Below are 23,242 nucleotides of genomic sequence, written 5' to 3' on the forward strand. Positions count from 1 at the left end.
TTCGTGAATATTTAGAAGTAAGCGACGGCTGCGTGATCAGCCGTTCGCTTCTTCATGCAGAGAACTCGCGCTAAGCCATTGCTCTTCAGCGCGTTGCAATGCGTCCGCCGCAGCGGCGCGCGCTTTGGTGAGTTGCGTGGCCTGCTTCGGATCTTTCTTGAACAGGTCAGGCAATGCGAGCGCAGTATCGATCTTGGCGATGATGGCGGTGATCCGCTCCATCTCGGATTCTGCTTCGGCGACCTGCTGCTTGAGCGGGACCTTCTTTTCTTTAGGCTTCGCCAGTTTTTCGCGGTCCGTGTTTGCGCGGTCGCGTGTCGGCGTGCGCATGCCGCGGGCTTGCATGACGACTTTGCGATAGTCGTCGAGATCGCCGTCGAAATTGGTGACGGTGCGGTCAGCCACGACCCAGAGCTGGTCTGCGCAGGCCTCGATCAGATAGCGATCATGGGAGACCATGATCACGGCGCCGGGGAATTCGTTGATCGCCTCGGCCAGCGCTGCGCGGCTGTCGATATCGAGATGGTTGGTCGGTTCGTCCAGAATGATCATGTTCGGACCGTAGAAAGTCGCGAGCCCCAGCAGTAGCCGCGCCTTTTCGCCGCCGGACAGGCTTTTTACGATCGTATCCGCGGCCTTGCCGGAAAAGCCGATATTGCCGGCACGCGCGCGGATTTTCGATTCCGGCATGTCGGGCATCAGCTTGCGCACGTGATCATAGACGGAGTTGTCCATCACCAGCTCGTCGAGCTGATGCTGGGCGAAGTAAGCAATCGACAGTTTGTCGGCGCGCGTGATCGATCCTGAAAATGGCTTCAGCTTGTTTGCCAGCAGCTTGACCAGCGTCGACTTACCGTTGCCGTTGGAGCCGAGCAGGGCAATGCGATCCTCGGTATCGATGCGGAGTGTCACCTGATTGAGTACCGGCTTGCCGGGCTCATAGCCGACCGACACATTGTCGACCGCGAGAATCGGCGGTGACAGGATTTTCTCGGGGGCAGGAAAAACGATCTCGCGCACGTCTTGCGTTACCAGCGCCGAGATTGGCTTCATGCGCTCAAGCATCTTTACGCGCGATTGTGCCTGACGTGCCTTGGAGGCCTTGGCCTTGAAGCGATCGACGAAGTCCTGCAGCCGCTTGCGCTCGGCTTCCTGACGCTTGACGTTCTTGGCGTCGAGCGCCTCCTTGTTGGCGCGGAACTCTTCGTAGTTCGAATAGGTCCCGCGATAATGCACGAGCTTGCCACGGTCGAGATGCAGGATCTCATTCACCGACGTATCGAGCAGGTCGCGGTCATGGCTGATGACGATGACCGTGCGCGGATAATTAGCGAGATGGTCCTCGAGCCACAGCGTGCCTTCGAGATCGAGATAGTTGGTCGGTTCGTCCAGCAACAACAGATCCGGCGCCGAGAACAGCGTCGCTGCAAGTGCCACGCGCATGCGCCAGCCACCGGAGAATTCAGAACAGGAGCGCAACTGGGCTTCCGCCGAAAAGCCAAGGCCGCTCAGGATCGCTGCGGCGCGAGCGGGCGCGGAATGCGCATCGATATCCACAAGGCGGGTCTGGATATCGGAAATGCGCTCCGGATCGGAGGCGGTCTCGGCTTCCTTCAGCAGTGCGTCGCGCTCAAGATCGGCTTTCAAGACGACGGAGATCAGGCTTTCGGGGCCGTCCGGCGCCTCCTGGGCGAGGCTGCCGATACGCCAGCGGGGCGGAATCGAAATACTTCCGGTTTCGGTGGCCAGATCGCCGCGAATGGCGTGAAAAAGTGTCGATTTACCGACGCCGTTGCGGCCCACGAAACCCACGCGGGCTCCCGGCGCAATCTGTACCGTGCTCTCGTCAATGAGCAGGCGTCCGGCGATCCGGATCGAAATGTCTGTGATGGAAAGCATGCGGGGTTGTCACCGCTGCGACGCACAAAGGCAACCCCGATTTGCTCGCTGCTGGTGCGCGGAAGGTCAATTATGCCGTCAGCGGCTACCGGTGTTCTCATCCTGCTGCCGCATCTGGTCGATCAGCATCTGCAGATGGGAGGGCAGGGCGTTGTCCGGGCCGACATCCCGGCGCAGCCGTTCGCCGATGGCATTGCAGATCGCCGCGCTGGTGGTGCGGTCAATGTGTTCTTCGCCATCATTGATGAACTGGTTCTGCATTGTCTTCCCGGCGCTCGTGGCAGTTGAATGACACTAAGGCAAGTCGTGCGGGCCGAAATTGTTTCAAGATTTATGGATTTGAGGCTGTTTGAGTCAAAATTCGATGAATCGTCGATGGATCTGCCAAGAAAAAGCCCGGCCGAGGGAACGGCCGGGCGGTATTTCTCTGCTCGTGGAGCGTCAGTAGCAGCGATTGACCAGTCGCCAACGCGGTCCCCACGGGGTCGGAACGACCCGGCGGACGAGACATCCGCCGCCGCCATAGCCGTAAACCGGCCCGCCGACGAAGCGTGGTCCGCCCCAGCCGCGATGCCAGCCGCCGCCATGCCAGCCACCGCCGTGCCATCCGCCGTGGCCGCCCCAGGCAGAAGCCGAGGTCGGAGCCAGCGCCGCGGCGCCCAATGAGGCCGCTGCAACCAAAGTCAGTGCGATCTTGCGGAACATTCTCATCTCCTCTGGTACGGCGCGTGTTGCGCCTGCCGTGAACATGGCACCGGGGGCAAATGCCGTTGGCCGGGGTCATTGCAGGCAGTGTAGGAGGAGGAAGCTGAACCGGATCGCGCCAATCCTGTCAGGAATGGTTCATGTGGATGACATCTAGGTAATTTCGAGCGCCGGATCTGCCAAAATGGGGCCTGCGACATTTGGACGGATCGCTTGCCGTTCCCGGATAGCGTCGATATAAGCCGCCATCTTCCAGCGACTGTTATTCAAGGATAAATCATGGCTATCGAGCGTACCTTTTCGATTCTGAAGCCCGACGCGACCGAGCGCAATCTGACCGGTGCGATCAACGCGCTGATCGAAAAGGCCGGCCTGCGGATCGTCGCGCAGAAGCGCATCCGCATGACCCGCGAACAGGCCGGCACTTTCTACGCCGTTCACAAGGAACGCCCCTTCTTCGGCGAACTGGTGGACTTCATGACCTCGGGTCCGGTTGTCGTGCAGGTGCTGGAAGGTGAGAACGCCGTCCTCAAGCATCGCGATGTGATGGGCGCAACCGATCCGTCGAAGGCTGCTGATGGCACCATCCGCAAGCTTCACGCCAAGTCGATCGGCGAGAACTCGGTTCATGGTTCGGACGCTCCGGAAACTGCGGCGATCGAGATCGCACAGTTCTTCTCGGGCAACGAGATCGTCGGCTAAACTTCCAGCCGAATTGACGACCGGTCGGCGCGCGGGGGCGCGCCGACCTTTCCAATCAAAACGAACAAACAAAGGGGCGCGCTGTGGACTGGTTGCTGCATATTCTCGATCCGGCGACGATCAAGTCGGTTTTCGTTCAGTTTCAGGTCGAAATGCAGCAGCCCGCATTCTGGGTAGCCGTCGGCAAGATCATCTGGATCAACGTTCTGCTGTCCGGCGACAACGCCCTCGTGATCGCGCTGGCCTGCCGCGGCCTCGAGCCGAAGCAGCGCATGTGGGGCATGATCCTTGGTGCCGCTGCGGCCGTCATCCTGCGTATCATTTTCACCGGCATCGTCGCCACATTGATGGAACTGCCCTACCTCAAGCTGGTGGGCGGTCTCGCGCTGATCGTGATCGCGGCCAAACTGCTGGTTCCCGAGCAGGAAGAAGAGGACGGCGTCAAGGCTGCCTCGCATCTGTGGGCCGCCGTGCAGATCGTCGTCGTCGCCGATATCGTGATGAGCCTCGACAACGTCATTGCAGTTGCTGCCGCTGCCAATGGCAGCGTGCCGTTGCTGATCCTCGGCCTTGCCATCAGCGTCCCGCTGATCGTCGCCGGCGCGGCGCTGATCATGGCGCTGCTGACCCGTCTGCCCGTTCTGGTCTGGCTCGGTGCGGCCCTGCTGGGCTGGGTCGCCGGCGAAGTGATCGCGACGGATCCTGCGGTTCTGCCGCTGATGCACAGCTTCTTCAGCGGTTCGGTCGGCACTGGCCTCGACAGCCTGATGTCATCGCTGGGCCTTGGCGTTCGTTTCACCAATGGGGGACATGGTGGCGAGATCGTCTGCGGTCTGATTGGTGTCGCTGTGGTGCTCGCTGTCGGAACGTTGTGGCGTCGTCGCAGCATGGCAGGGCACGCCGAGCAGGCGGCCTAACTCAATAAAAACGCAAAGCGGGCGAGGGGCATTTGCCTTTCGCCCGCTTTTTTTGTTTCTGGAATCTGACGGTTTCTAGAACTTGAATTCGACGCCCAGCGTTCCCTGGTGGGACTGCGAATAGGCGCGGAACTTGCCGTCATAATTGAGATAGAGACGTGCGGTGTTGCTGAGGCTCAGCGACGCCGATGCGCCAGCATCCGCGCCGTACTGGCTTTCGCCAATCCCCTGAACGGTGATGCTCTCGGAACCCAGGCTAACCGTGACGTTGCTAAAGCGCTGATGCACGTTGTCGACGAATTTGGCATAGCCCGACAGATCCAGAATCTTCTGATCGAATATCCAGTAACGGCCGACTTCTGCGCCAATCAGGATACGCGCACGCTCGGCTGAGGCGCCGCTCGCGTTGACAGGATTGAGGCCGCCAAGCTCCTGCATCGCGCCGGTTGTCGCGCGGGTGTATTCGAAGGCAGCCTTGGGCACGATCCGTGCCTGTTCGTAACTCCAGTAATAGCTCAGCTCAGTGAGCGCGCCGTCGATCCGCGCATTGTAGCCGGCGCTCGCGAGCCCCAGACCCGTGTCGCGGCGCGAGTTGATGTCGCCGAAGCCGTGCACCAATGCGATTGCCCAGGTCCAGGCGCCTTGGTCGACCGAAGCGTTGACTCCGATCTGCGTGAGGTCGAGCGTTGCAGACTGCAGGGCGAGCGGAACATCGATCGTGGTGTGACTCTGGTCCACCGACAGCCCGACATTGACACCCGGCATCAGCCGCGCGCCGATCCCGGCGACGCCGCCGATGGTCCGGCGCTTGTCGCCGACGAAATCCCCGATGGTGCTGGTATGCGCGCCAACGCCGTAGAATTCGGCCCAGCTTCGGAAGCGCGGCGTCTCGGTGGTCTCCGACGCACCCCCGCCGCCGGGATTGGCGCGCGACGCGCGGTTGAAGCCGTAGCTCGCCTGATCGCCGAGGCGCCGCAGGAACTGGCTACCGAGATCGCCAATGGCAATACCTGCGGATTGCCCGGCATTGAAGTCGGTCGATGACGGCACCGGTGGCGGTGGCGTCGTCGGTGGCGGTGTGGTTGGGGGCGGCGTGGTAGGCGGTGGTGCGACCTGGGCAGATGCGAGCGAAGGCACAACGACAAGCGCGACGGCAACGCCGAGTACAATGGTCCGACGTTGCCGGCTGGTAGCCGGGCGCCTGTCCGTTCGGGCGTATCGCGATGGATCGCGCATTGTTACTCGTTTCGAAATTGTCGCTGCAGTGCCGTTCGGCTGCGGCAGAGCATACGCGATCCCTTGAGCATTGCCGCTGCGCATTGAGCGCCTCCGGTGGCGATTGACGCGTATTGTTGTGCGATTGCCACAGCGGATTCGTGCCGCTTTTCATCACGTTATGGCCATTCACGCAGAGCGGGCTGACGATGTTTCAATCCGGCGCGTCTGCTCATGGGGCCGGTCAGCGGCTTTCGATAGGTACGCTTGAACGCCGTCGGTGATATCAAAACCTCTGCCGTAAAAAGCCAAAGACTTGCGTAGCCAAAATTTTCATGTTGGAATTCTTGCGCAATCGGATTGAGGCCGTTCGACTGTGCGTTTTGCGAGCAGGACATTCAGCAGACACCGGGAAGCCCGCTTGTGGCGTGGTACGCATGATGCGTGGCCGCGTCTTTTTTGTATCTAGATTGGGAGACAGACGATGCAGAAGGGCACCGTCAAATGGTTCAACCCCACCAAGGGTTATGGCTTCATCAAGCCGACTGTCGGCGACAAGGATGTCTTCGTGCACATCTCCGCCGTGGAGCGCGCGGGCCTTAGCACCCTCAATGAAAATCAGACCATTGAATACGACCTGGTGGAAAATCGCGGCAAGGCGTCTGCCGAGAACCTCAAGGTCTCATAACCGAGTTTTGCCCTGCCGGCCCTGACATGTGGGCCGGCCGACTTATGTAACTCCGGCGCAAGCCGGGCCTTTTGTAGCTCCGGTGCGGATCGTGCCGAGCGGGCGAGGTTATGCCCGCATTATCGCTTCTTTGGCTTCTTCGCCTTTTTGGCCGTTTTCTTGGCGGGTACAGCCTTCTTGGCGGCCTTGTCCTTTTCGGCGTTCTGAGCCTTCATCGCTTGCGCTGCTTCTGCGATCTGAAGTGCTTCAACGGCCTTACGCATCGATCGCGCATAGCTATCGGCGGCATTATCGGCGGACATCTGAAGGCGCTTGGCGGCGGCCATGCCTTGCTCCGTCGCGTCCTTCGCTAGTTGCTTGAAACGGCCCTTGGCGGTCTTGTCTTTGGCCTTGGCGGCCAGGCCCGCATAGCGATCGCGTTGTGCCTTGACGGCTGCCATCAGTGTCTTGTTTTGCTGCTTAGCAGTCTGCCGGATGATCACACCCAGATCGGCGCCCGTCATTCTTCATTTCCTTAAGTGACAGCCAGAATAGTCAATTGTTTCAATTATGCAGTTGCCATGGAGGCATTGCAATCGTCGCAGCTCGTGGCGCTGGCCAGCGTGCTGCGCGAGGTGAGTTCATTGTCCGATGTCGTAAGCACAGATCGGGTTTCTTTACCGTAAAGATAATCGGCAATTGCGCTTGCGTGACGGAATCATGATACCGCGAGACTTCCCGTCCGGCGCAGCCAGGTCTGGCCTGTCGATATGCGGTGCCAGATTGGCTGGCGTGTGGAGCATCCTGCGATGACGGTGCCGGCGAGATCGCGTTTCCGGATTGGCTTCAGGACGTCGATCATTGCGCTGTTCGTCGGCGTCGTCCTGACGGTCGGTCTTGCGCTGGTCTATCTCAGCTTCAGCCGGGTCAACACGATCATCCGGACGGCGGCTTCGTCGTATCTCAGCGTGGTCGCGCAGGCTGCGACCGATCGCATCGATGCGCAGCTCAAAAGCGTCCATGACAATCTGGATATCCTGCGCGGTATCACATCGGTCCAGTCCGCGGAGCTCAAGAATAACCCGCGGCTGAACATCCTGCTGGCGTCGATGCTGCGCAACAACAAGCAGCTCTTCAGCCTGTACATGGGATATGAGGACGGCTCGTTCCTGGAAATGGACCTGATCGACCGAACGGGAGCTGGGGTGAAAGCGCGCTTCGGGGCGCCGGACGGGGCCAGATTTCGCCTGTTCACGATCGTGAAAGCAGGCGATTTTGGACCGCTTCAGACCACGACCTCCTATCTCGACGATGCGCTGCAGCCTTTGGCAAGTCTGCCCGGGCCTGTCGATTTCGATCCTCGCGTTCGGCCCTGGTATCGTGGCGCCTTCGAGCCCAATGCCAGTCTGCTGACCGAGCCCTATATTTTCTATCAGACCGGTGACATCGGCTACACGCTGCGAATGCCCATTGTGGAGGGGCAGCGGGGTGTTGTGGCCGGCGATATCCTGCTCAGTGAAGCCGAGGCCATGCTGCGCAAGCAGCAGCTCGGGCATTCGGGCGTGGCCTACCTGTTTGATGATGCCGACCGGGTGCTGGCGCATCCCGAGATGTCCCGCTGGCTTGAAGCCACGAGTGTGCCGAACAAACTGTCGGAGCTGCCGCGACTGAGCGATGTCGATACGATCGGCGCTACTGCGGCTATCAAGGCGTGGCGCCAGACCGGCGTTGAACAACAGTTCTTCGATGACGGAACCGGGCGTGCCTATGCGGCGGCATTCAGGCCCGTAGAGATGGCTGGATCGGCCAATCTTCGCGTTGGCTTCTTCGCTCCGCTCGATGAGTTCTATGCCGAGATCGAGCAAGAAAAGCGCACGCTCTTCATTCTCGCATTTTGTTTCGTGCTCGCGGCCGTACCGATTGCGTTCTGGATCGGCAACAAGCTGTCGCTCTCCCTGCGAATTTTGGCGCGCGAGGTCGATCGCATCCAGAACTTCCGGTTCTCGTCGATGCCGCAACTGCGTTCGCCGATCCGCGAAATCGACGATCTCGGTCGATCGGTCTTCACCATGCGCACACTGGTGCAGACATTCTCGAATTTCGTCCCCAAGCGTCTGGTTCAGCAACTGGTCGAAACCGGCACAGCCATGCAATTGGGCGGCGAGCGCCGCGAAGCGACCATCCTATTCACGGATGTCGAGAATTTTACGGGAATGACGGAGAACGAAGATCCGACCCGGGTGATGCTCTACACGTCGCGCTATTTCGCTGCGATTTCGGACGTCATTGCTACGCATCAGGGCACGGTCGATAAATATATCGGCGATGCGGTTATGGGGCTGTGGAACGCACCCATCGAGCACACCGACCATGTCGCGCAGGCTTGCGCCGCTGTGCTCGATTGCGTCGAAGCCAATCGGAAGCTCAATGAGGAATTCGAGCGTGAGGGCTGGCCCGTCTACAAGACCCGGTTTGGCCTGCATGTGGGCGATGTCATGATCGGCAATATCGGGTCACCCGACCGCATGAACTACACGGCGCTCGGCGCGACCGTAAATCTCGCGTCACGGCTCGAGACGCTGAACAAGGACTACGGAACCAGCGTCCTGGTCAGCGAAGCCGTCAAGGAGCGGGTGGACTCCCTGTTCCTTTTCCGCAGCGTCGCCCGGATCAAGCCGAAAGGCTTTGCCGCGGAAGTGCAGATCTATGAGTTGCTCGGCGCGCGAGACCAACATTCCGTCGCCGCGTCTGATCGCCACGCCAATTTCCCTGTTTGATCTAAGGGGGCCGCGCTATAGTGAACGCATGGCAGCCAACAGAGAAATATTGCGACGATGACCGACGTGACCCCGGTGCGGCGAGGTCGTCCTCGATCGGTCGAGACCGAGGATGCGATCCTGGACAGCGCCTATCGCATGATGGCGGCTGAGGGGCTTGCTGCGACGACCATCGATGCGATTGCGCGCGATTCCGGCGTCTCCAAGATGACGATATATAAATGGTGGCCGTCGCGCGAAGCGGTACTGATCGACGCATTTCTGCGGCAGGCGTCGACCATGCTACCGCTTTCCGAGAGCGGCGATCCGTTCACGCGCATCACGAAACATGCCGCCGCCTATGCCGTGGCGCTGAACAGCGATTTTGGCAAGGTACAGCTCGCTGTCATTGCCGAATGCATCTCGCGGACCGGTTCAGCGAAAATCTTCTCCGAACGCTATCTCGGTATCCGCCGGGACATATCGCTGGCGATTATCAAGGACGGCCAGAAGGACGGCAGCATCGTTGCTTCGGAGCCAGCCGGCGATCTCTATGATCGGATCTATGGCACGCTGTTTTATGAGTATGTCTTTGGATTTCGGCCGCTGACGGCCGACTATGCCCGCAAGCTCGTCAGATCCGTGTTGTCGGTGCAATAGTCAGATGCCGCCTTGCCGCGCGCGGCGAAACCAGCGCCAGGTTTCGCGCGTGACGGCCCGGTAACCCCAACCGCGATGCGTGATACGTTCGTCGATGATGGCGTTGAGCTTCGGCAATGCGTGGAAGGGCACCGACGGATAGGCGTGATGCTCGACATGGAATGGCATGTTCCAGGTGAACCACTTCGTCAGCCTATCGGTATAGGTCGTGCGGGTGTTCTCATAGGCGCTGCGGGTACGCTCGCAGCCGGTGTGTTCGGCATAGAGATAGGGCCGCAGGAAGAGCTGGCCGACATAGAGCGGGACGAGCCAGCACCACAGCAGCATCATGCTGGAGAGCGCGATAGAAGCGATCAGCAGCGCGAGATAGATGAGGGCATAGATGCGGGTTTCGCGCACCACCATGCCCTGCTTGGATTCCGGGATCCACGGCGCCACGGCTTGTCCGGTCAGAGCACGGCGGACCAGCAGACGGATCCGATTGGTCAGTTGCACGATGCCGGTATAGGCGATGGCGAGTCTGGTGTCGGACGAGGGGATCGTTGCGGTGACGAGTTCAGGATCGCGGTCGGGATCCTGCGTGAAGCGGTGATGGTCCCAGTGAAATAGCGCATAGTGTTCATAGGGTAGAACGATCATCAGCGACGAGACATGGCCGAGGGCCTCGTTCAGCCGCCGGCTGGTGAACACAGTCTTGTGCGCGGCCTCGTGCACCGCCATGAACAGGAAGGCGATGAGATAGCCCTGGATGATGATCAGCGGAATCGCCCACATCGCGCCGTAGCGGGTGGCGACCTGCCAGATCAGTGTTCCAACCAAAGCGATCAAGGCATAATGGCTGATCGAGCGAATGAGCCCCGGAAGATTGGCGCGAACCGACAGGTCCTTCAGCTGTGCAGGCGTTAGGGCGCGGGTTTCGATCTTGCCATGGCCAACTGCATCCATCGTCATCGGTTCGTTCCGTTCTCGGTTCAGGCGTCGGCGGCGAGCAGCGTGGAGACCTTCGTGTTGATGAAGGCTGCGTCGGTTGGAATCTTGACGGGATTGCCGGCGCGGTGTCCGTGCAGCGAGGGGATCGGACACAGTTCGGCTGCGCGCGCGTTGATCAGCAACGGGAGTTCGTCTTCGTTGTCGCCGACCTGAAAATAATTGTCCGTCTGCCCGGGCATCAGCAGAACGCGCGCGGTGATCGCAGCCATGGCCTTGCGGAAGTCGCCGCCGAAGGCGTCGCAGCGGCTGATATCGCCATTTTGCCAGGTCCAGAGTTGAGCGAGCAGATTGTTGGCGTCACGATGCGCGAAAGCGACGTCCCATGATCGCACCAGATAGTCTTCCAGCGAGGTGAAGCCGGCTTCGCGCCAGATTTCGTCGCGGTAGAAGCCGTGCGACATCGCCCAGCCGGCATAAACCCGCCCCATGGCGCGAAGTCCGGCAGATGGTTTCGAAACGAAGCGGCCATCGACAAAGGCAGGATCGGTGGTCAAAGCGGCCCGCACACTTTCGAGGAATACGGCGTTGAACGGCGAACAACGGGCGCTGCCGCAGACCACTGCCGCGCGTGCCACCATGTCCGGATAGCGGGCGGCCCAGTGATAGGCCTGCATGCCGCCCATCGACCAGCCATAAACCAGTGCCAGACGGGCGATGCCGAATTGCTCGGTCAGCAGGCGATGCTGGATAGAAATGGCGTCATGATAGCTGATGTTCGGATAGGGGGCGCCAGCCAGAGCTTCCAGCGAATTCGATGGCGATGACGACAGCCCGTTTCCGAACAGATTGGGGATGACGATGAAGTAGCGGTCCGGATCGAGTGCGGCGCCCGGCGCGATCAGCCACTCAGTGTCATAGTGTTGTGCGCCGAACGACGTCGGATAGAGGATGACGTTATCTTTGGCAGCATTGAGTGCGCCATAGGTCTTGTAGGCAAGCTGCAGGCGCGGGTGCCGCTGGCCGGATTGCAGCAGCACGTCACCCGCCTCGAAAATCTGGTAGTCGCTCGGCGTATTCATGTTGCAGCTCCGGAAGGTCCGTTGACGCTTGCCGAGGGTGCGACAAGCGATCCGCTCGACAAAATTTAATAATTGTACTATTAGTATATTAATTGACGAAGAGCGCAATGCCGAAACTTCGGCATTGCCGCCTGAATAGAATGCAGCTGGTCGTCGCCCGTTGGCGGCTCGGCGACATCTTGTTTTTGTATTCGAAACGTACAAGAGACTTGCGGCCCGTTAGTCTATTCACTGGCCTGTCATCGGCGCAGAGGCGGAAAGCGGCCAGGTTATCCGCATAAGCCGCTGCGAATTCGAAGTCGCGCTTGCCCGCAACCCACTCAAAGGAGTCTGGATCATGGGAACCATCACCACCAAAGACGGCACCGAGATTTTCTACAAGGATTGGGGCACCGGGCAGCCGATCGTGTTTCATCACGGCTGGCCCCTAAGTGCGGACGACTGGGACAACCAGATGATGTTCTTCCTCAATCAGGGCTATCGCGTCATCGCGCACGACCGCCGCGGCCATGGTCGCTCCAGCCAGACCGCGACCGGTAATGAGATGGACACCTATGCGGCCGACGTCGCCGAACTCACCGACAAACTGGATCTGAAGGACGCCGTGCATATCGGTCACTCCACCGGCGGCGGCGAAGTTGCGCGTTACGTCGCGCGTGCCAAGAAGGGACGCGTCGCCAAGGCGGTGCTGGTCAGCGCCGTGCCGCCGATCATGCTCAAGACCGAGAACAATCCCGGCGGCCTGCCGCTCGAAGTGTTCGACGGCTTCCGTGCTGCGCTTGTTGCCAACCGCGCGCAGTTCTACGTCGATGTCCCGGCCGGGCCATTCTACGGCTTCAACCGGCCGGGCGCGAAAGTCTATCAGGGCGTGATCGACAACTGGTGGCGGCAGGGCATGATCGGCGGCGCCAAGGCGCACTATGATTGCATCAAGGCATTTTCGGAAACCGACTTCACCGAAGACCTGAAGGCGATCGATGTGCCGGTGCTCGTTTTGCACGGCGATGATGACCAGATCGTGCCTTATGCCGACGCTGCACCACTGACGGTGAAGCTGCTCAAGAACGGCACGCTCAAGACCTATCCGGGCTTCCCGCACGGCATGCTGACCACCCATGCCGACGTGATCAATCCGGATATTCTGGCATTTGTTCGCAGCTAAACGAAATGGTCCGAACGACGCAGCACGTGTTGCGTCGTTCGCATTGTCTTTGATGGTCCTGCGACCGGTGCTCGCGAACTGAACAATCCCCATTGACGACGGACACACGACAGTCCGGGGCGTCTCCCGAACAATAAAGTGCGTTGTCCTCGTTGCGAAAAGTTACGATCGCGCGAATCCGCGGACGTCTCGCCTAGATCACCGTCGGCGAGATCAGCGTGTCGTCGCGGCTGGCGCTGGCGCCGGTACTGGTGGTGCAGGTGTCGCCGGTGATGCCGACGCTGTTGGTGGCCAACAGCCGTAACGCCTGCGGATAGATCTTGTGCTCGATGTCGAGCACGCGCGCGGCGAGGGTGTCGGGGGTGTCGTTATCGGCCACGGCCACGGCTCCCTGCATCACGATCGGGCCGGCATCGGTCTCCGGAATGACGAAATGCACCGTGGCGCCGGAAATCTTGACGCCGGCGCGCAATGCCTGGCCGTGCGGATCGAGGCCGGGGAAGGAGGGCAGCAGCGACGGGTGGATGTTCAGCATCCGGCCGTACCAGTGTCGCACGAATTCCGCCGTGAACAGGCGCATGAAGCCGCCGAGGCAGATCAGCTCGATCTTGTGCTCGTCGAGGGCCGACTGCAGCAGCTTCTCGAAGCCTGCGCGATCCTTGCCGAACGGCTTGCTCTCGATCACCAGCGTGTTGACGCCATTGGCCTGCGCAGTGGCGAGGCCGGGAGCGTCAACCCTGTTGGAAATCACCAGCGCAATCTCGGCCGGGAAGCCATCTGCTGCGGCGGCCTCGATCAATGCGGTCATGTTCGACCCGCGGCCGGAAATCAGGATGGCGACGCGACGCATCACGGCCTCACAGGTTGAGTTCGAGATGTCCGTCATAGACGACGCGCTCGTCGCCCTCAGCTTCGATGACGTCGCCGAGCAGCGACACGGTCTCGCCGCCCTCGCGCAGGATGTCCATCACCTGTTGCACGGCTTCGCGCTTGACGATGGCGATCATGCCGACGCCGCAGTTGAAGGTGCGCAGCAGCTCGAGTTCGGCGATATCGCCTTCCTTTGCCAGCCACTTGAACACCGGCAGGACGGTGAGGGAGGGCAGGTCGATGCGAACGCCGAGGTTCTTTGGCAGCACGCGCGGGATGTTGTCGGTGAAGCCGCCGCCAGTGATATGCGCGAGGCCCTTCACGGCGCCGGTCTCGCGGATCGCGCGCAAGCAGGATTTCACATAGAGCCGGGTCGGGGTCAGCAGTGCACCGCCAAGCGTCATCACCGGCGAGAACGGCGCCTTGTCGGCGTAAGAGAGGCCCGTGCGCTCGACAATCTTGCGGACCAGCGAGAAGCCGTTGGAGTGGACGCCAGACGAGGCCATGCCAATGACGGCATCGCCCACGCCGATGTCCTTGGTCGGCAGCAGCGTGCCGCGCTCCGCAGCGCCCACCGAGAATCCGGCGAGGTCGTAGTCGCCGTCTTTGTACAGGCCGGGCATCTCGGCGGTCTCGCCGCCGATGAGGGCGCAGCCAGACTCGCGGCAGCCCTCTGCGATGCCAGCGACGATTGAGGCGGTGGCTTCCGGGTCGAGCTTGCCGCAGGCGAAGTAGTCGAGAAAGAACAGCGGCTCGGCGCCCTGGACCACGAGGTCGTTGACTGACATGGCGACGAGATCGATGCCGATGCCGTTATGGATGCCGGCTTCGATGGCGATCTTGACCTTGGTGCCAACGCCGTCGGTGGCGGCGACGAGAACCGGATCCTTGAAGCCGGCGGCCTTGAGGTCGAACAGTCCGCCGAAGCCGCCGATCTCGGCGTCAGCGCCGGCACGGGCGGTTGCGCGAACCATCGGCTTGATGAGGTCCACCAGACGGTTGCCGGCATCGATATCGACGCCCGCGTCCGCGTAAGTGAGGCCTTTTTTCTGGTCGGTCATGCCGGGTATCCTGCCGGAGCTGCGAAACTGTGTATTTTCGGCTGGTTACGTCGGAATCCCCGCCTGCGCAATGGCTCGTAAACGCTATCCCGATTACTATGTAGGCGGTAAGCCGGTCGGAGCCCCCAAGCTCGGATTGCGAAACAGGCCGGAGCCGGGAAGCGCCGCGTGAGTATCCCCAATTTAATCACCCTCGGGCGTATCCTGCTGGTGCCCGTGATTGTCTGGGCGATTGCCTCGAACCAGATGGAAATCGCCTTTGCAATCTTCGTGATTGCAGGGGTCAGCGATGCCGTGGACGGCTTTCTCGCCAAGCGTTTCAACATGGCCAGCGAACTCGGTGCGCTGCTCGACCCCTTGGCCGATAAGGCGCTGCTGGTCTCGATCTATGTCTCCCTGGGGATATGGGGGGCAGTTCCGCGCTGGATCGTGATTCTCGTGGTGTCGCGGGATATCATGATCGTGGGCGCCGTCATTGTGTCGTGGTTGTTCGGCAAACCGATCCCGATGAAGCCGCTGATGGTATCGAAGCTCAATACGGTGGCGCAGGTGGCCTTCGCAGCCTTGGTTCTTGCTGCCCTCGGATTTGGTTTCAAATCCTCGCCTTACGATTTGATTTTAATGGGCTTTGTGACCGTCTTGACGCTGCTCTCTGTGTCCTTCTATCTCGTCGAGTGGATGCGACACATGAGCACCATCGAACCCGGTCAAGAGCCCCGGTAAACCGGTATTCGTGACGTTCGCCGGCGGAGCCGGCAGGAGTATTTGCGTGGTCGCCCGCGTCCAACCTCGTCAATTGGCGTTCGCGCTGCCCCATGCGGAGAGTCTGTCCCGCGACAACTTCCTTGAGGGCCCGGCCAATGCCGAGGCGCTGGGACTGATCGACTGCTGGCCGGACTGGCCGAACCGGGTAATGCTCCTTGTCGGCCCGGAAGGGTCCGGCAAGAGCCATCTGGCGGCGATCTGGGCCGAGGAGGCCGGCGCGCGCTCCACCATGGCGCACAGCCTGACGGCTGCGACGGTTCCGGCTGAGTTGGTGACCAACGCACTGGTGGTGGAGGATCTCAATGCCGGTGCCTTCGACGAGCGGGCGCTGTTCCACCTTCTTAATCTGGCACGTCAGGACAACGCCTATGTGCTGATTACGGCGCGGGTCGCCCCGGCCGCCATGGAGGTCGAGTTGCGCGATCTGCGGTCGCGGCTCCGTGCGATCCCGGTAGTCAATCTGCTGCCACCGGATGACGGGTTGTTTCGGGCGCTGATCGTGAAGTTTTGCGCCGACCGCCAGCTCAGCATCGACGAGAGCGTGGTCAGCTATGTGGCCAGCCGCATCGAGCGGTCATTCGCCGCCGCCCGCCATACGGTGGAATTGCTGGATAGCGAGGCGCTCCGGCTTGGGCGGCCGGTGACCCGTGCATTGGCTGCGGAACTGCTGCGCGACGCCTGACTTAGCCTTGGACGTCAAACGCGGCGCGTCGAACGGTGCCTTGACGGCGCGGCAGGCTGGTTCCTCAATGTCATCGAAGCGTCATGCAACTGACGCAATGTCCGCTGTGATTTGCCGGCACTATAGCGCTGCTTGAACTGGATGGATTGCTGTCTCATGGACTCCGCAGAAGAGATTGTTATTGAAGAGAAAAAGGGCGAAGCGAAGCCAGCAGAGGTGGTCGCATCGGGTCCCGAGCGCTTCATCAATCGCGAGCTGTCCTGGCTGCATTTCAATCGCCGCGTCCTTGAGGAGTCCGTAAATCCGGGCCATCCGGCGCTGGAGCGCGTCCGCTTCCTGTCGATTTCCGCAAACAACCTTGATGAATTCTTCATGGTCCGCGTCGCCGGTATCAAAGCGCAGGTCCGTGAGGGAATCAGCGAGCGCAGTCCGGACGGCTTGACCCCGGCCGAGCAACTGGTGCTGATCAACAGCGCGGTCTCCAAGCTCGGCAGCGACCAGCAGGCGATCTGGCGTGACCAGCGCGGCATGCTGGCCGATGTCGGAATCGTGCTGCTCGACGGCAAGGAGGTCAGCAAGGCCGACCGGTCCTGGATCGAGGACCACTTCCTCCACAATATTTTCCCGCTGCTGACGCCGCTGGCGATCGACCCGGCGCATCCGTTCCCGTTCATTCCGAGTCTGGGCTTCACCATCGCGCTGCATCTGTCGCGGGTGTCCGACGGCAAGACGATGAACGCGCTGATCCGCATGCCCGGCAAGATCGATCGCTTCATCCGCCTGCCGACCCCCGGCAAGGACGGCGCGGTCCGCCTTATCACGCTGGAACAGGCCACTGGCCTGTTCATCGCGCGTCTATTCCCGGGCTACACTGTTCAGGGGCAGGGTGCCTTCCGCATCATCCGCGACAGTGAACTCGAAGTCGAAGAAGAGGCCGAGGATCTGGTCCGGCTGTTCGAGACTGCGCTGAAGCGTCGCCGCAGAGGGTCGGTGATCCGCCTCGAAATCGAAGCCGGCATGCCGGCAGAACTCCGTGCCTTCGTGCAGCGCGCGCTGGCGACCTCGGATGACGAAATCCTGCTGGTCGACGGCATTCTCGCCATGAACGAGGTCTCGCAGCTCACGCGGCTCGATCGGCCCGATCTCGAATTCGTGCCCTATGTGCCGCGTCATCCGGAACGTGTCCGCGATCATGGCGGCGACATCTTTGCCGCGATCCGTCAGAAGGACCTGATTGTCCATCATCCCTATGAGTCCTTCGACGTCGTCGTGCAGTTCCTGCAGCAGGCCGCGCGCGATCCGGATGTGGTGGCGATCAAGCAGACTCTGTATCGCACCTCCAACAATTCGCCGATTGTCCGCACGCTGGTGGAGGCCGCTGAGGCCGGTAAGTCGGTAACGGCGCTCGTCGAACTGCGTGCGCGGTTTGATGAAGAGGCCAATATCCGCTGGGCGCGCGATCTCGAACGCGCCGGTGTCCAAGTGGTCTATGGCTTCCTGGAATTGAAGACCCACGCGAAGCTGTCGCTGGTGGTGCGCCGCGAGGGCGGCTCGCTCACGACCTATGTGCACACCGGCACCGGCAACTATCATCCGGTCACCGCGCGCATTTACACCGATCTGTCATATTTCACATCCGACCCGATCATCGGTCGCGATGCCGCACGCGTGTTCAACTATATCACCGGTTATGCCGAGCCGAGCGACATCGAGAAGATGGCCGTGTCGCCGCTGACCTTGCGTGGACGCATGCTCGAACACATCCGCGGTGAAGCGGCATTCGCCCGCAGCGGCAAGCCGGGTGCGATCTGGCTCAAGATGAATTCGCTGGTCGATCCGGAAATCATCGATGCGCTCTATGAGGCGTCGAATGCCGGTGTATCCGTTGAACTGATCGTGCGTGGCATCTGCTGCCTGCGGCCGGGCGTGCCCGGCCTGTCCGAAAACATTCGCGTCAAGTCGATCATCGGCCGCTTCCTTGAACATGGTCGAATCTATTGCTTCGGTATGGGCAATGGCCTGCCGAGCCCGAAGGCGGCGATATACATATCGTCGGCTGACATGATGCCGCGCAATCTGGATCGCCGCGTCGAGGTTCTGTGTCCGCTGCAGAACCCCACCGTGCATACCCAGGTGCTCGAGCAGATCATGGTGGCCAATCTCAAGGATACGGAACAGAGCTGGCAATTGTTGCCGGACGGGTCGTCAACGCGTATGAAGGCAGCGAAGGGCGAGGAACCCTTCAATGTGCACAATTACTTCATGACGAATCCGAGTCTGTCTGGCCGTGGAAAGTCGCTTGAGAAATCATCCCCGCGCCGGCTCACCCGCCGTTCGGAGCGTCACCAATCCTCGTAAGGAACCAGCAACGTGGTAGCGCGTGCCAATCAACGCGCGACCAGCGTCGCCGTCATCGATATTGGCTCCAACTCGGTGCGTCTCGTTGTCTACGAGTCGCTGACGCGAAGTCTTGTCACGCTCTTCAATGAGAAGGCGCTGTGCGGTCTCGGCCGCGAAGTGCAGAGCACCGGGTTGCTGGCCAAGGACGCTGTCGACAAGGCGCTGACGGCGCTGCGGCGCTTCCGTGCGCTGTGCAGGGTCATGAAGGTCGGTCGCGTCTACGCCATCGCGACCGCTGCGGCGCGCGATGCGAGCAATGGACCTGCCTTCATCACGGCAGCGGAGAAAATCTGCGGCTGCGAGATCCAGATCATATCGGGGCCGCGCGAAGCGAAGCTCTCAGCGCTGGGCGTGATTTCGGGCGTGCACAAGCCGGATGGCCTGGTTGGCGATCTCGGGGGCGGTTCGCTCGAATTGATCGATGTCAAAGGCAATGCGGTCCGGCAGGGCGTGACGCTGCCGCTCGGCAGTCTCGCATTGCAGGATGCCTCACAGAAATCACCGAAGAAGGCGGAGCGCATCGTCAGGCTGGCGCTGGCTGACGTCGCGCAGCTCAAGGCGGGCGTAGGTCGCAATTTCTATGCGGTCGGCGGCACCTGGCGTGCATTGGCGCGGCTGCACATCATCCAGAGCGGCTATCCGCTACGTGTGATGCATGGCTATTCGATCCCGGCCACCGAAGCGCTCGATTTTGTGCGCCGCTTGCGCCGACTCGCAACAGCCAACATTCTCGCCAACATCGAAGCCATAGCCGAACAGCGCCAGCCTCTGCTGGTCTACGCGGCGCTCGTGCTTGAATATGTCATTCGCACTGCCAAGCCGAAGACTATCGTGTTCTCGACCTATGGCGTCCGTGAAGGCTTGCTGTACGAAATGCTGCCGCAAGCGCAGCGCATGCAAGATGGTCTGGTCGGTGCCGCGCAGACGATGAACGAGTTACTGTCGCGTTCGGCCCGCCACGCACAGGAGCTGAGCGACTGGAGTGATCGGTTCGCCCGTGTCGCCAAGCTCAAAGAGACCGACGAGGATCGTCGGCTACGCCGGGTGGCGTGTCTGTTGTCCGATATCGGCTGGCGCGTCCATCCGGATCATCGCGGCGAGCAGACGCTCAGTCTGATCACGAACGGCAATTTCGGCTCGGTCGATCATCACGGTCGCGCATTCCTCGCGCTCTGTGTGTACTACCGCTACGCAGGATTCGGCGCCGAGAACGAGCCCCCCGAGCTGGTCCGCGCGCTTGTCTCGCCGGCACAGGTCGAACGCGCCCGTTTGCTCGGCGCGCTATTCAGGGTCGCGCATCTCATTTCGGCGGCGCGGCCGGGCGTGCTGCCCGCCACGCATTTCGCCACCAAGGATCGCAAGATGATGCTCGTCTTCGAGCATCGCATGGTCGATCTCGTCGCCGACCGCGTCGGTAGCCGCTTCAAGCAACTGGCGCGACTGGTCGGGAAGTCCGGTTCGATCGTCAGGCGATAGCCACCGCCGCTCATTCCGAGTGATACTACTGATTGCACCGCGGCGTGACTCTCGGTTTCCGTGCGTATACTCTTTTCTGGTGCGGCCGTTTTGGTCCACGCGGCAAGTACATACGATTTCCGGACCGGGAGAGTCGAAATGTCAGCCCTTCTGATCAACCTTATCGTTCAACTGATTGGCGGCGCGATTGGCGGAAATGTTGCCGGCGGTGCATCGAAGTCTGTCGATCTTGGTACAATCGGCAACACGATCGCAGGTGCAATAGGTGGCGGCGTTGGCGGTCAAATTCTCGGAATGCTGATTCCTATGCTTTCAAACGCATCGGCGACCACCGATATCGGTTCGCTGATCGGTCAGGTGGCCGGAGGCGGTGTCGCGGGTGCGGTGCTGACGGCAATCGTCGGAGCCATCAAGAACAGATCGGCGGCGTAAAGCGATCGTCATTGCGTCTCGCAGGGCGAGGTCTGGTACGCCCCGTCCTGCTGTTTGCGGCAGGCAATTAGAACGCTACCTTGGACGACGCAGCCTACGCGCGATCCACCCGGATCACCCGGCCTTTTTCCATCGCCAATGCAAGGCGGCCATGCTTGAGCGCCAGGGCGGCCTCGCCGAACAACTCACGCCGCCAGCCGTGCAGGGCGCCGACGTCGGCATTGTCGTCGGTGGCGATCTGCTCGAGATCGTCGACGGTGGCGATGACCTTGCTGGCGACGGCGTGACGTTCCGACGTCATGCGTAGCAGCACTTTCAGCAGTTCGACGGTGGCCGCGCCATTGGAATTGCCGCGCGGCTTCTCGATCTTCGGCAACGTGGCGGGATCGCGGGCGACGCCACGCTGGACGGCGGCAACAATGTCGCTGCCCCACTTGGAGCGATCAAAGCCCTTCGGCAGCGAACGCAGATTGGCAAGCTTCTCCAGTGACGTCGGCGCATGGGTCGCGATATCGCCGACGGCATCGTCCTTCAGCACGCGCGAGCGCGGCACATCGCGGCTCTGTGCTTCCTGTTCGCGCCAGGCAGCGACTTCCATCAGCACTGCGAGCTCTTTCGGCTTGCGGACGCGGGTCTTCAGCCGTTCCCAGGCGCGCTCGGGATGGAAATCATAGGTCTTTGGCGAGGTGAGAATTTCCATTTCCTCGCTGACCCAGTCGCTGCGGTCGCGCTTCTTCAGATCGGCATCGAGCTTGGCGAAGACATCACGCAGATGGGTGACGTCGGAGACGGCGTAGTGCAACTGCTCTTCGGTCAGCGGACGGCGCGACCAATCGGTAAAGCGGTGGGTCTTGTCGGGGCGGTGGCCGGTGACGCGTTCGACGAGTTGGTCATAGGCAATGCTGTCGCCGTAGCCGAGCACCATGGCTGCGACCTGGGTGTCGAAGATCGGATGCGGCACCACGCCGGCGCGGTGCACGATGATTTCGATGTCCTGCCGCGCGGCATGGAAGACCTTCAGCACGGCCTCGTTGGCCATCAGGTCGAAGAACGACGTGAGGTCGATGCCTTCGGCAAGCGTGTCGATCACCACCGCGTCTTCCGCGCTGGCCATCTGGACCACGCAGAGCAGCGGGTAATAAGTGGTCTCGCGGAGGAATTCCGTATCGACCGTAATGACGGGGTGCTTGGCAAGTCGCTCGCACGCGGCGGTCAGCTGGGCAGTGGTCGTGATCAGTTCCATGGACGGTCCATAACGCTTTTGCCAAGGCGTTCGGCCGAAAAACCTGTTGAGTCAAGGTGTTTCGGGCAGATTGGAGGTCTGCTCCGATAGAATGAGGGTGTTTAGGTGCCGCAGAAGGTCTTCAGTACGCGCTGATCCGGCTCCGGCGGCTCGGCGTAATCCGCCATCTCCGGTTGATCTTCATAGGGTTTCGCCAGCACGGCCAGCAATTTCTCGAACGGCGCGTAGTCGTCGGCCAGCGCCGCCTGGATCACCGCCTCGACGCGATGATTGCGGGGGATGAAGGCTGGATTGATCGTCTGCATGGCCTGATGGCGGGTACCGGCGTCCTGCGACTCCCGGCCGAGTCGTGCCCGCCAGTTCACGGCCCAGGCGTCAAACGCCGTCGGATCGATGAACAGCCCGCGGACGGCTTCGTCGCTGTCTGCGTCAACCGCGGCGGCGCCGAGGCGGCGGAAGGTCAGGGTGAAATCGGCCTGATTGGCGGTCATGGCGGTCAGCAGATCCTGCGCCAATGCGGCATCGTCCGGCTGGCTGGTGAACAGCCCGAGCTTTCGGCGGAGACCGGCCTGATAGGCCGTGTCGAAAATATCGGAGAATTCGCCCAATGCGGCCTGCGCAATCTCGATGGCGGTCTTCTCGTCGCTGTCGATCAGCGGCAGCAGCGTCTCGGCGAAGCGCGTGAGATTCCACAGCGCGATGCGCGGCTGGTTCGCATAAGCGTAGCGGCCCATCTCGTCGATCGAGCTGTATACCGTCGCGGGATCGTAGGCGTCCATGAAGGCGCAGGGGCCGTAATCGATGGTCTCGCCGGATACCGAGCAGTTGTCGGTGTTCATCACACCATGGATGAAGCCGACATGTAGCCAGCGTGCGACAAGTTCGGCCTGACGGCGGATCACCGCATCGAGCAGCGCGCGAACCGGATGTTCGGCTTCGGCTGCGTCGGGATAGTGCCGGGCGATCACATGATCGGCGAGTTGTTTCACTCCGGCGATATCCTCGCGCGCGGCAAAAAACTGGAAGGTGCCGACGCGGATGTGGCTTGAGGCGACGCGCGTCAGCACCGCACCCGGCAGCATCGTCTCACGCTGAACCCGTTCGCCTGTGAGGACGGCAGCAAGGGAGCGCGTTGTGGGAATGCCCAGGGCCGCCATGGCTTCGCTGACGATATATTCCCGGATCACCGGACCAAGCGCAGCACGGCCATCGCCGCGGCGCGAGAAAGGCGTCGGACCGGAACCCTTGAGCTGGATGTCGCGGCGCACACCGTCGCGGTCAATGACCTCGCCGAGCAGGATCGCGCGACCATCGCCGAGCTGCGCCACGAAATGTCCGAACTGATGTCCGGCATAGGCCATCGCGAGGGGATCGGCGCCATCCGGCACGCGCTTGCCGGCGAGGACTTCGACGCCCTCGGGACTGGCTAGCCAGTCAGGATCGATGCGGAGTTGGTCGGCCAGTGCGCGGTTCAGCTTGATCAGCCGCGGCGTCGCTACCGGCGTTGGTGCAACGCGGGCGAAGAAATTCGCGGGCAGGGCGGCATAGCTGTTGTCGAACGGGAAGTGGACTGTCATGGCCCCAAGATGGGGGGCCACGACGTGTTAGGCAACCGCTGAAA

At 61.3% G+C, this 23,242-nt stretch carries 22 protein-coding genes; 11 read left to right on the plus strand and 11 right to left on the minus strand.

Translation table 11 applies throughout. The annotated features are described in order from the left end of the window. Positions 1–36: 36 nt before the first annotated feature. The 3 genes from AC1DUY_RS00230 to AC1DUY_RS00240 all read right to left on the minus strand — a co-directional run bounded on the left by AC1DUY_RS00230 (position 37) and on the right by AC1DUY_RS00240 (position 2,604). On the minus strand, positions 37–1,899 hold the full coding sequence (locus AC1DUY_RS00230) for an ABC-F family ATP-binding cassette domain-containing protein (protein ID WP_093758305.1): 1,863 nt from the start codon (positions 1,897–1,899) through the stop codon (positions 37–39). Positions 1,900–1,977: 78 nt separating this feature from the next. Next, positions 1,978–2,160: a hypothetical protein gene (locus AC1DUY_RS00235; RefSeq protein ID WP_089263955.1), complete on the minus strand. Its 183-nt coding sequence runs from the start codon at positions 2,158–2,160 to the stop codon at positions 1,978–1,980. Positions 2,161–2,340: 180 nt separating this feature from the next. Next, positions 2,341–2,604 carry a sulfur globule protein precursor gene (locus AC1DUY_RS00240; RefSeq protein WP_068731077.1) on the minus strand — a complete coding sequence of 88 codons (264 nt, stop codon included), beginning with the start codon at positions 2,602–2,604 and terminating at the stop codon, positions 2,341–2,343. 279 nt (positions 2,605–2,883) lie between these two features. Here AC1DUY_RS00240 and ndk point away from each other — a divergent pair, with 279 nt between their 5' ends. Together ndk and AC1DUY_RS00250 are read left to right on the plus strand one after the other, a co-directional pair. Then, positions 2,884–3,306, plus strand: coding sequence for a nucleoside-diphosphate kinase (gene ndk, locus AC1DUY_RS00245; protein WP_068731078.1), 423 nt, complete (start codon positions 2,884–2,886; stop codon positions 3,304–3,306). 83 nt (positions 3,307–3,389) lie between these two features. Beyond that, entirely contained in the window at positions 3,390–4,223 is an 834-nt protein-coding gene (locus AC1DUY_RS00250; RefSeq protein ID WP_093758307.1) for a TerC family protein, read from the plus strand. A gap of 75 nt (positions 4,224–4,298) precedes the next feature. On the opposite strand, the gene AC1DUY_RS00255 is transcribed toward AC1DUY_RS00250, so the two are convergent. Further along, positions 4,299–5,459 (minus strand): autotransporter outer membrane beta-barrel domain-containing protein, encoded by a 1,161-nt coding sequence (locus AC1DUY_RS00255; protein ID WP_478111540.1) that lies wholly within the window; start codon positions 5,457–5,459, stop codon positions 4,299–4,301. Between the two features lie 463 nt (positions 5,460–5,922). On the opposite strand from AC1DUY_RS00255, the gene AC1DUY_RS00260 reads away from it, so the two are divergent. Continuing rightward, entirely contained in the window at positions 5,923–6,126 is a 204-nt protein-coding gene (locus AC1DUY_RS00260; protein WP_089263958.1) for a cold-shock protein, read from the plus strand. A 119-nt stretch (positions 6,127–6,245) separates the two neighbouring features. Here the strand turns inward: AC1DUY_RS00260 and AC1DUY_RS00265 are convergent, their stop codons facing one another. Next, on the minus strand, positions 6,246–6,629 hold the full coding sequence (locus tag AC1DUY_RS00265; RefSeq protein WP_478111542.1) for a hypothetical protein: 384 nt from the start codon (positions 6,627–6,629) through the stop codon (positions 6,246–6,248). Positions 6,630–6,914: 285 nt separating this feature from the next. Between AC1DUY_RS00265 and AC1DUY_RS00270 the strand changes: the two genes are divergently transcribed. Further along, positions 6,915–8,882 (plus strand): adenylate/guanylate cyclase domain-containing protein, encoded by a 1,968-nt coding sequence (locus tag AC1DUY_RS00270; RefSeq protein ID WP_478111544.1) that lies wholly within the window; start codon positions 6,915–6,917, stop codon positions 8,880–8,882. Between the two features lie 57 nt (positions 8,883–8,939). Continuing rightward, the gene (locus AC1DUY_RS00275) at positions 8,940–9,521 is read left to right on the plus strand and encodes a TetR/AcrR family transcriptional regulator (protein WP_478111546.1); all 582 of its coding nucleotides are present in this window, start codon (positions 8,940–8,942) and stop codon (positions 9,519–9,521) included. Here the strand turns inward: AC1DUY_RS00275 and AC1DUY_RS00280 are convergent, their stop codons facing one another. Further along, the gene (locus tag AC1DUY_RS00280) at positions 9,522–10,472 is read right to left on the minus strand and encodes a fatty acid desaturase (RefSeq protein ID WP_478111548.1); all 951 of its coding nucleotides are present in this window, start codon (positions 10,470–10,472) and stop codon (positions 9,522–9,524) included. It abuts the gene before it with no gap. A 20-nt stretch (positions 10,473–10,492) separates the two neighbouring features. Then, positions 10,493–11,530: an alpha/beta fold hydrolase gene (locus tag AC1DUY_RS00285; protein WP_478111550.1), complete on the minus strand. Its 1,038-nt coding sequence runs from the start codon at positions 11,528–11,530 to the stop codon at positions 10,493–10,495. 337 nt (positions 11,531–11,867) lie between these two features. Here AC1DUY_RS00285 and AC1DUY_RS00290 point away from each other — a divergent pair, with 337 nt between their 5' ends. Beyond that, the gene (locus tag AC1DUY_RS00290) at positions 11,868–12,692 is read left to right on the plus strand and encodes an alpha/beta fold hydrolase (protein ID WP_175366124.1); all 825 of its coding nucleotides are present in this window, start codon (positions 11,868–11,870) and stop codon (positions 12,690–12,692) included. A 193-nt stretch (positions 12,693–12,885) separates the two neighbouring features. Here AC1DUY_RS00290 and purN read toward each other — a convergent pair whose 3' ends face one another. Together purN and purM are read right to left on the minus strand one after the other, a co-directional pair. Further along, positions 12,886–13,542, minus strand: a complete 657-nt coding sequence (gene purN, locus AC1DUY_RS00295) for a phosphoribosylglycinamide formyltransferase (protein WP_478111553.1) — start codon at positions 13,540–13,542, stop codon at positions 12,886–12,888. Positions 13,543–13,549: 7 nt separating this feature from the next. Further along, on the minus strand, positions 13,550–14,623 hold the full coding sequence (gene purM / locus AC1DUY_RS00300; protein WP_320444376.1) for a phosphoribosylformylglycinamidine cyclo-ligase: 1,074 nt from the start codon (positions 14,621–14,623) through the stop codon (positions 13,550–13,552). Positions 14,624–14,791: 168 nt separating this feature from the next. Between purM and AC1DUY_RS00305 the strand changes: the two genes are divergently transcribed. From AC1DUY_RS00305 to AC1DUY_RS00325, 5 genes are all read left to right on the plus strand, one after another. Continuing rightward, positions 14,792–15,346, plus strand: a complete 555-nt coding sequence (locus AC1DUY_RS00305) for a CDP-alcohol phosphatidyltransferase family protein (protein WP_068731090.1) — start codon at positions 14,792–14,794, stop codon at positions 15,344–15,346. Between the two features lie 46 nt (positions 15,347–15,392). After that, positions 15,393–16,070, plus strand: a complete 678-nt coding sequence (locus AC1DUY_RS00310; RefSeq protein WP_089263968.1) for a P-loop NTPase family protein — start codon at positions 15,393–15,395, stop codon at positions 16,068–16,070. 156 nt (positions 16,071–16,226) lie between these two features. Beyond that, positions 16,227–18,428: an RNA degradosome polyphosphate kinase gene (locus AC1DUY_RS00315; protein WP_089264645.1), complete on the plus strand. Its 2,202-nt coding sequence runs from the start codon at positions 16,227–16,229 to the stop codon at positions 18,426–18,428. 12 nt (positions 18,429–18,440) lie between these two features. Beyond that, complete coding sequence (gene ppx, locus AC1DUY_RS00320) at positions 18,441–19,946, plus strand: exopolyphosphatase (protein WP_093758318.1); 1,506 nt, start codon at positions 18,441–18,443, stop codon at positions 19,944–19,946. 138 nt (positions 19,947–20,084) lie between these two features. Continuing rightward, positions 20,085–20,378, plus strand: coding sequence for a hypothetical protein (locus tag AC1DUY_RS00325; RefSeq protein WP_089263970.1), 294 nt, complete (start codon positions 20,085–20,087; stop codon positions 20,376–20,378). Positions 20,379–20,472: 94 nt separating this feature from the next. Here the strand turns inward: AC1DUY_RS00325 and rnd are convergent, their stop codons facing one another. Both rnd and AC1DUY_RS00335 read right to left on the minus strand, forming a co-directional pair. Continuing rightward, the gene (rnd, locus tag AC1DUY_RS00330; protein ID WP_089263971.1) at positions 20,473–21,621 is read right to left on the minus strand and encodes a ribonuclease D; all 1,149 of its coding nucleotides are present in this window, start codon (positions 21,619–21,621) and stop codon (positions 20,473–20,475) included. A 101-nt stretch (positions 21,622–21,722) separates the two neighbouring features. Beyond that, complete coding sequence (locus AC1DUY_RS00335) at positions 21,723–23,198, minus strand: protein adenylyltransferase SelO (protein WP_089263972.1); 1,476 nt, start codon at positions 23,196–23,198, stop codon at positions 21,723–21,725. Positions 23,199–23,242 lie beyond the last annotated feature (44 nt).

The sequence above is a fragment of the Tardiphaga sp. P4_G1 genome, from assembly GCF_056401215.1.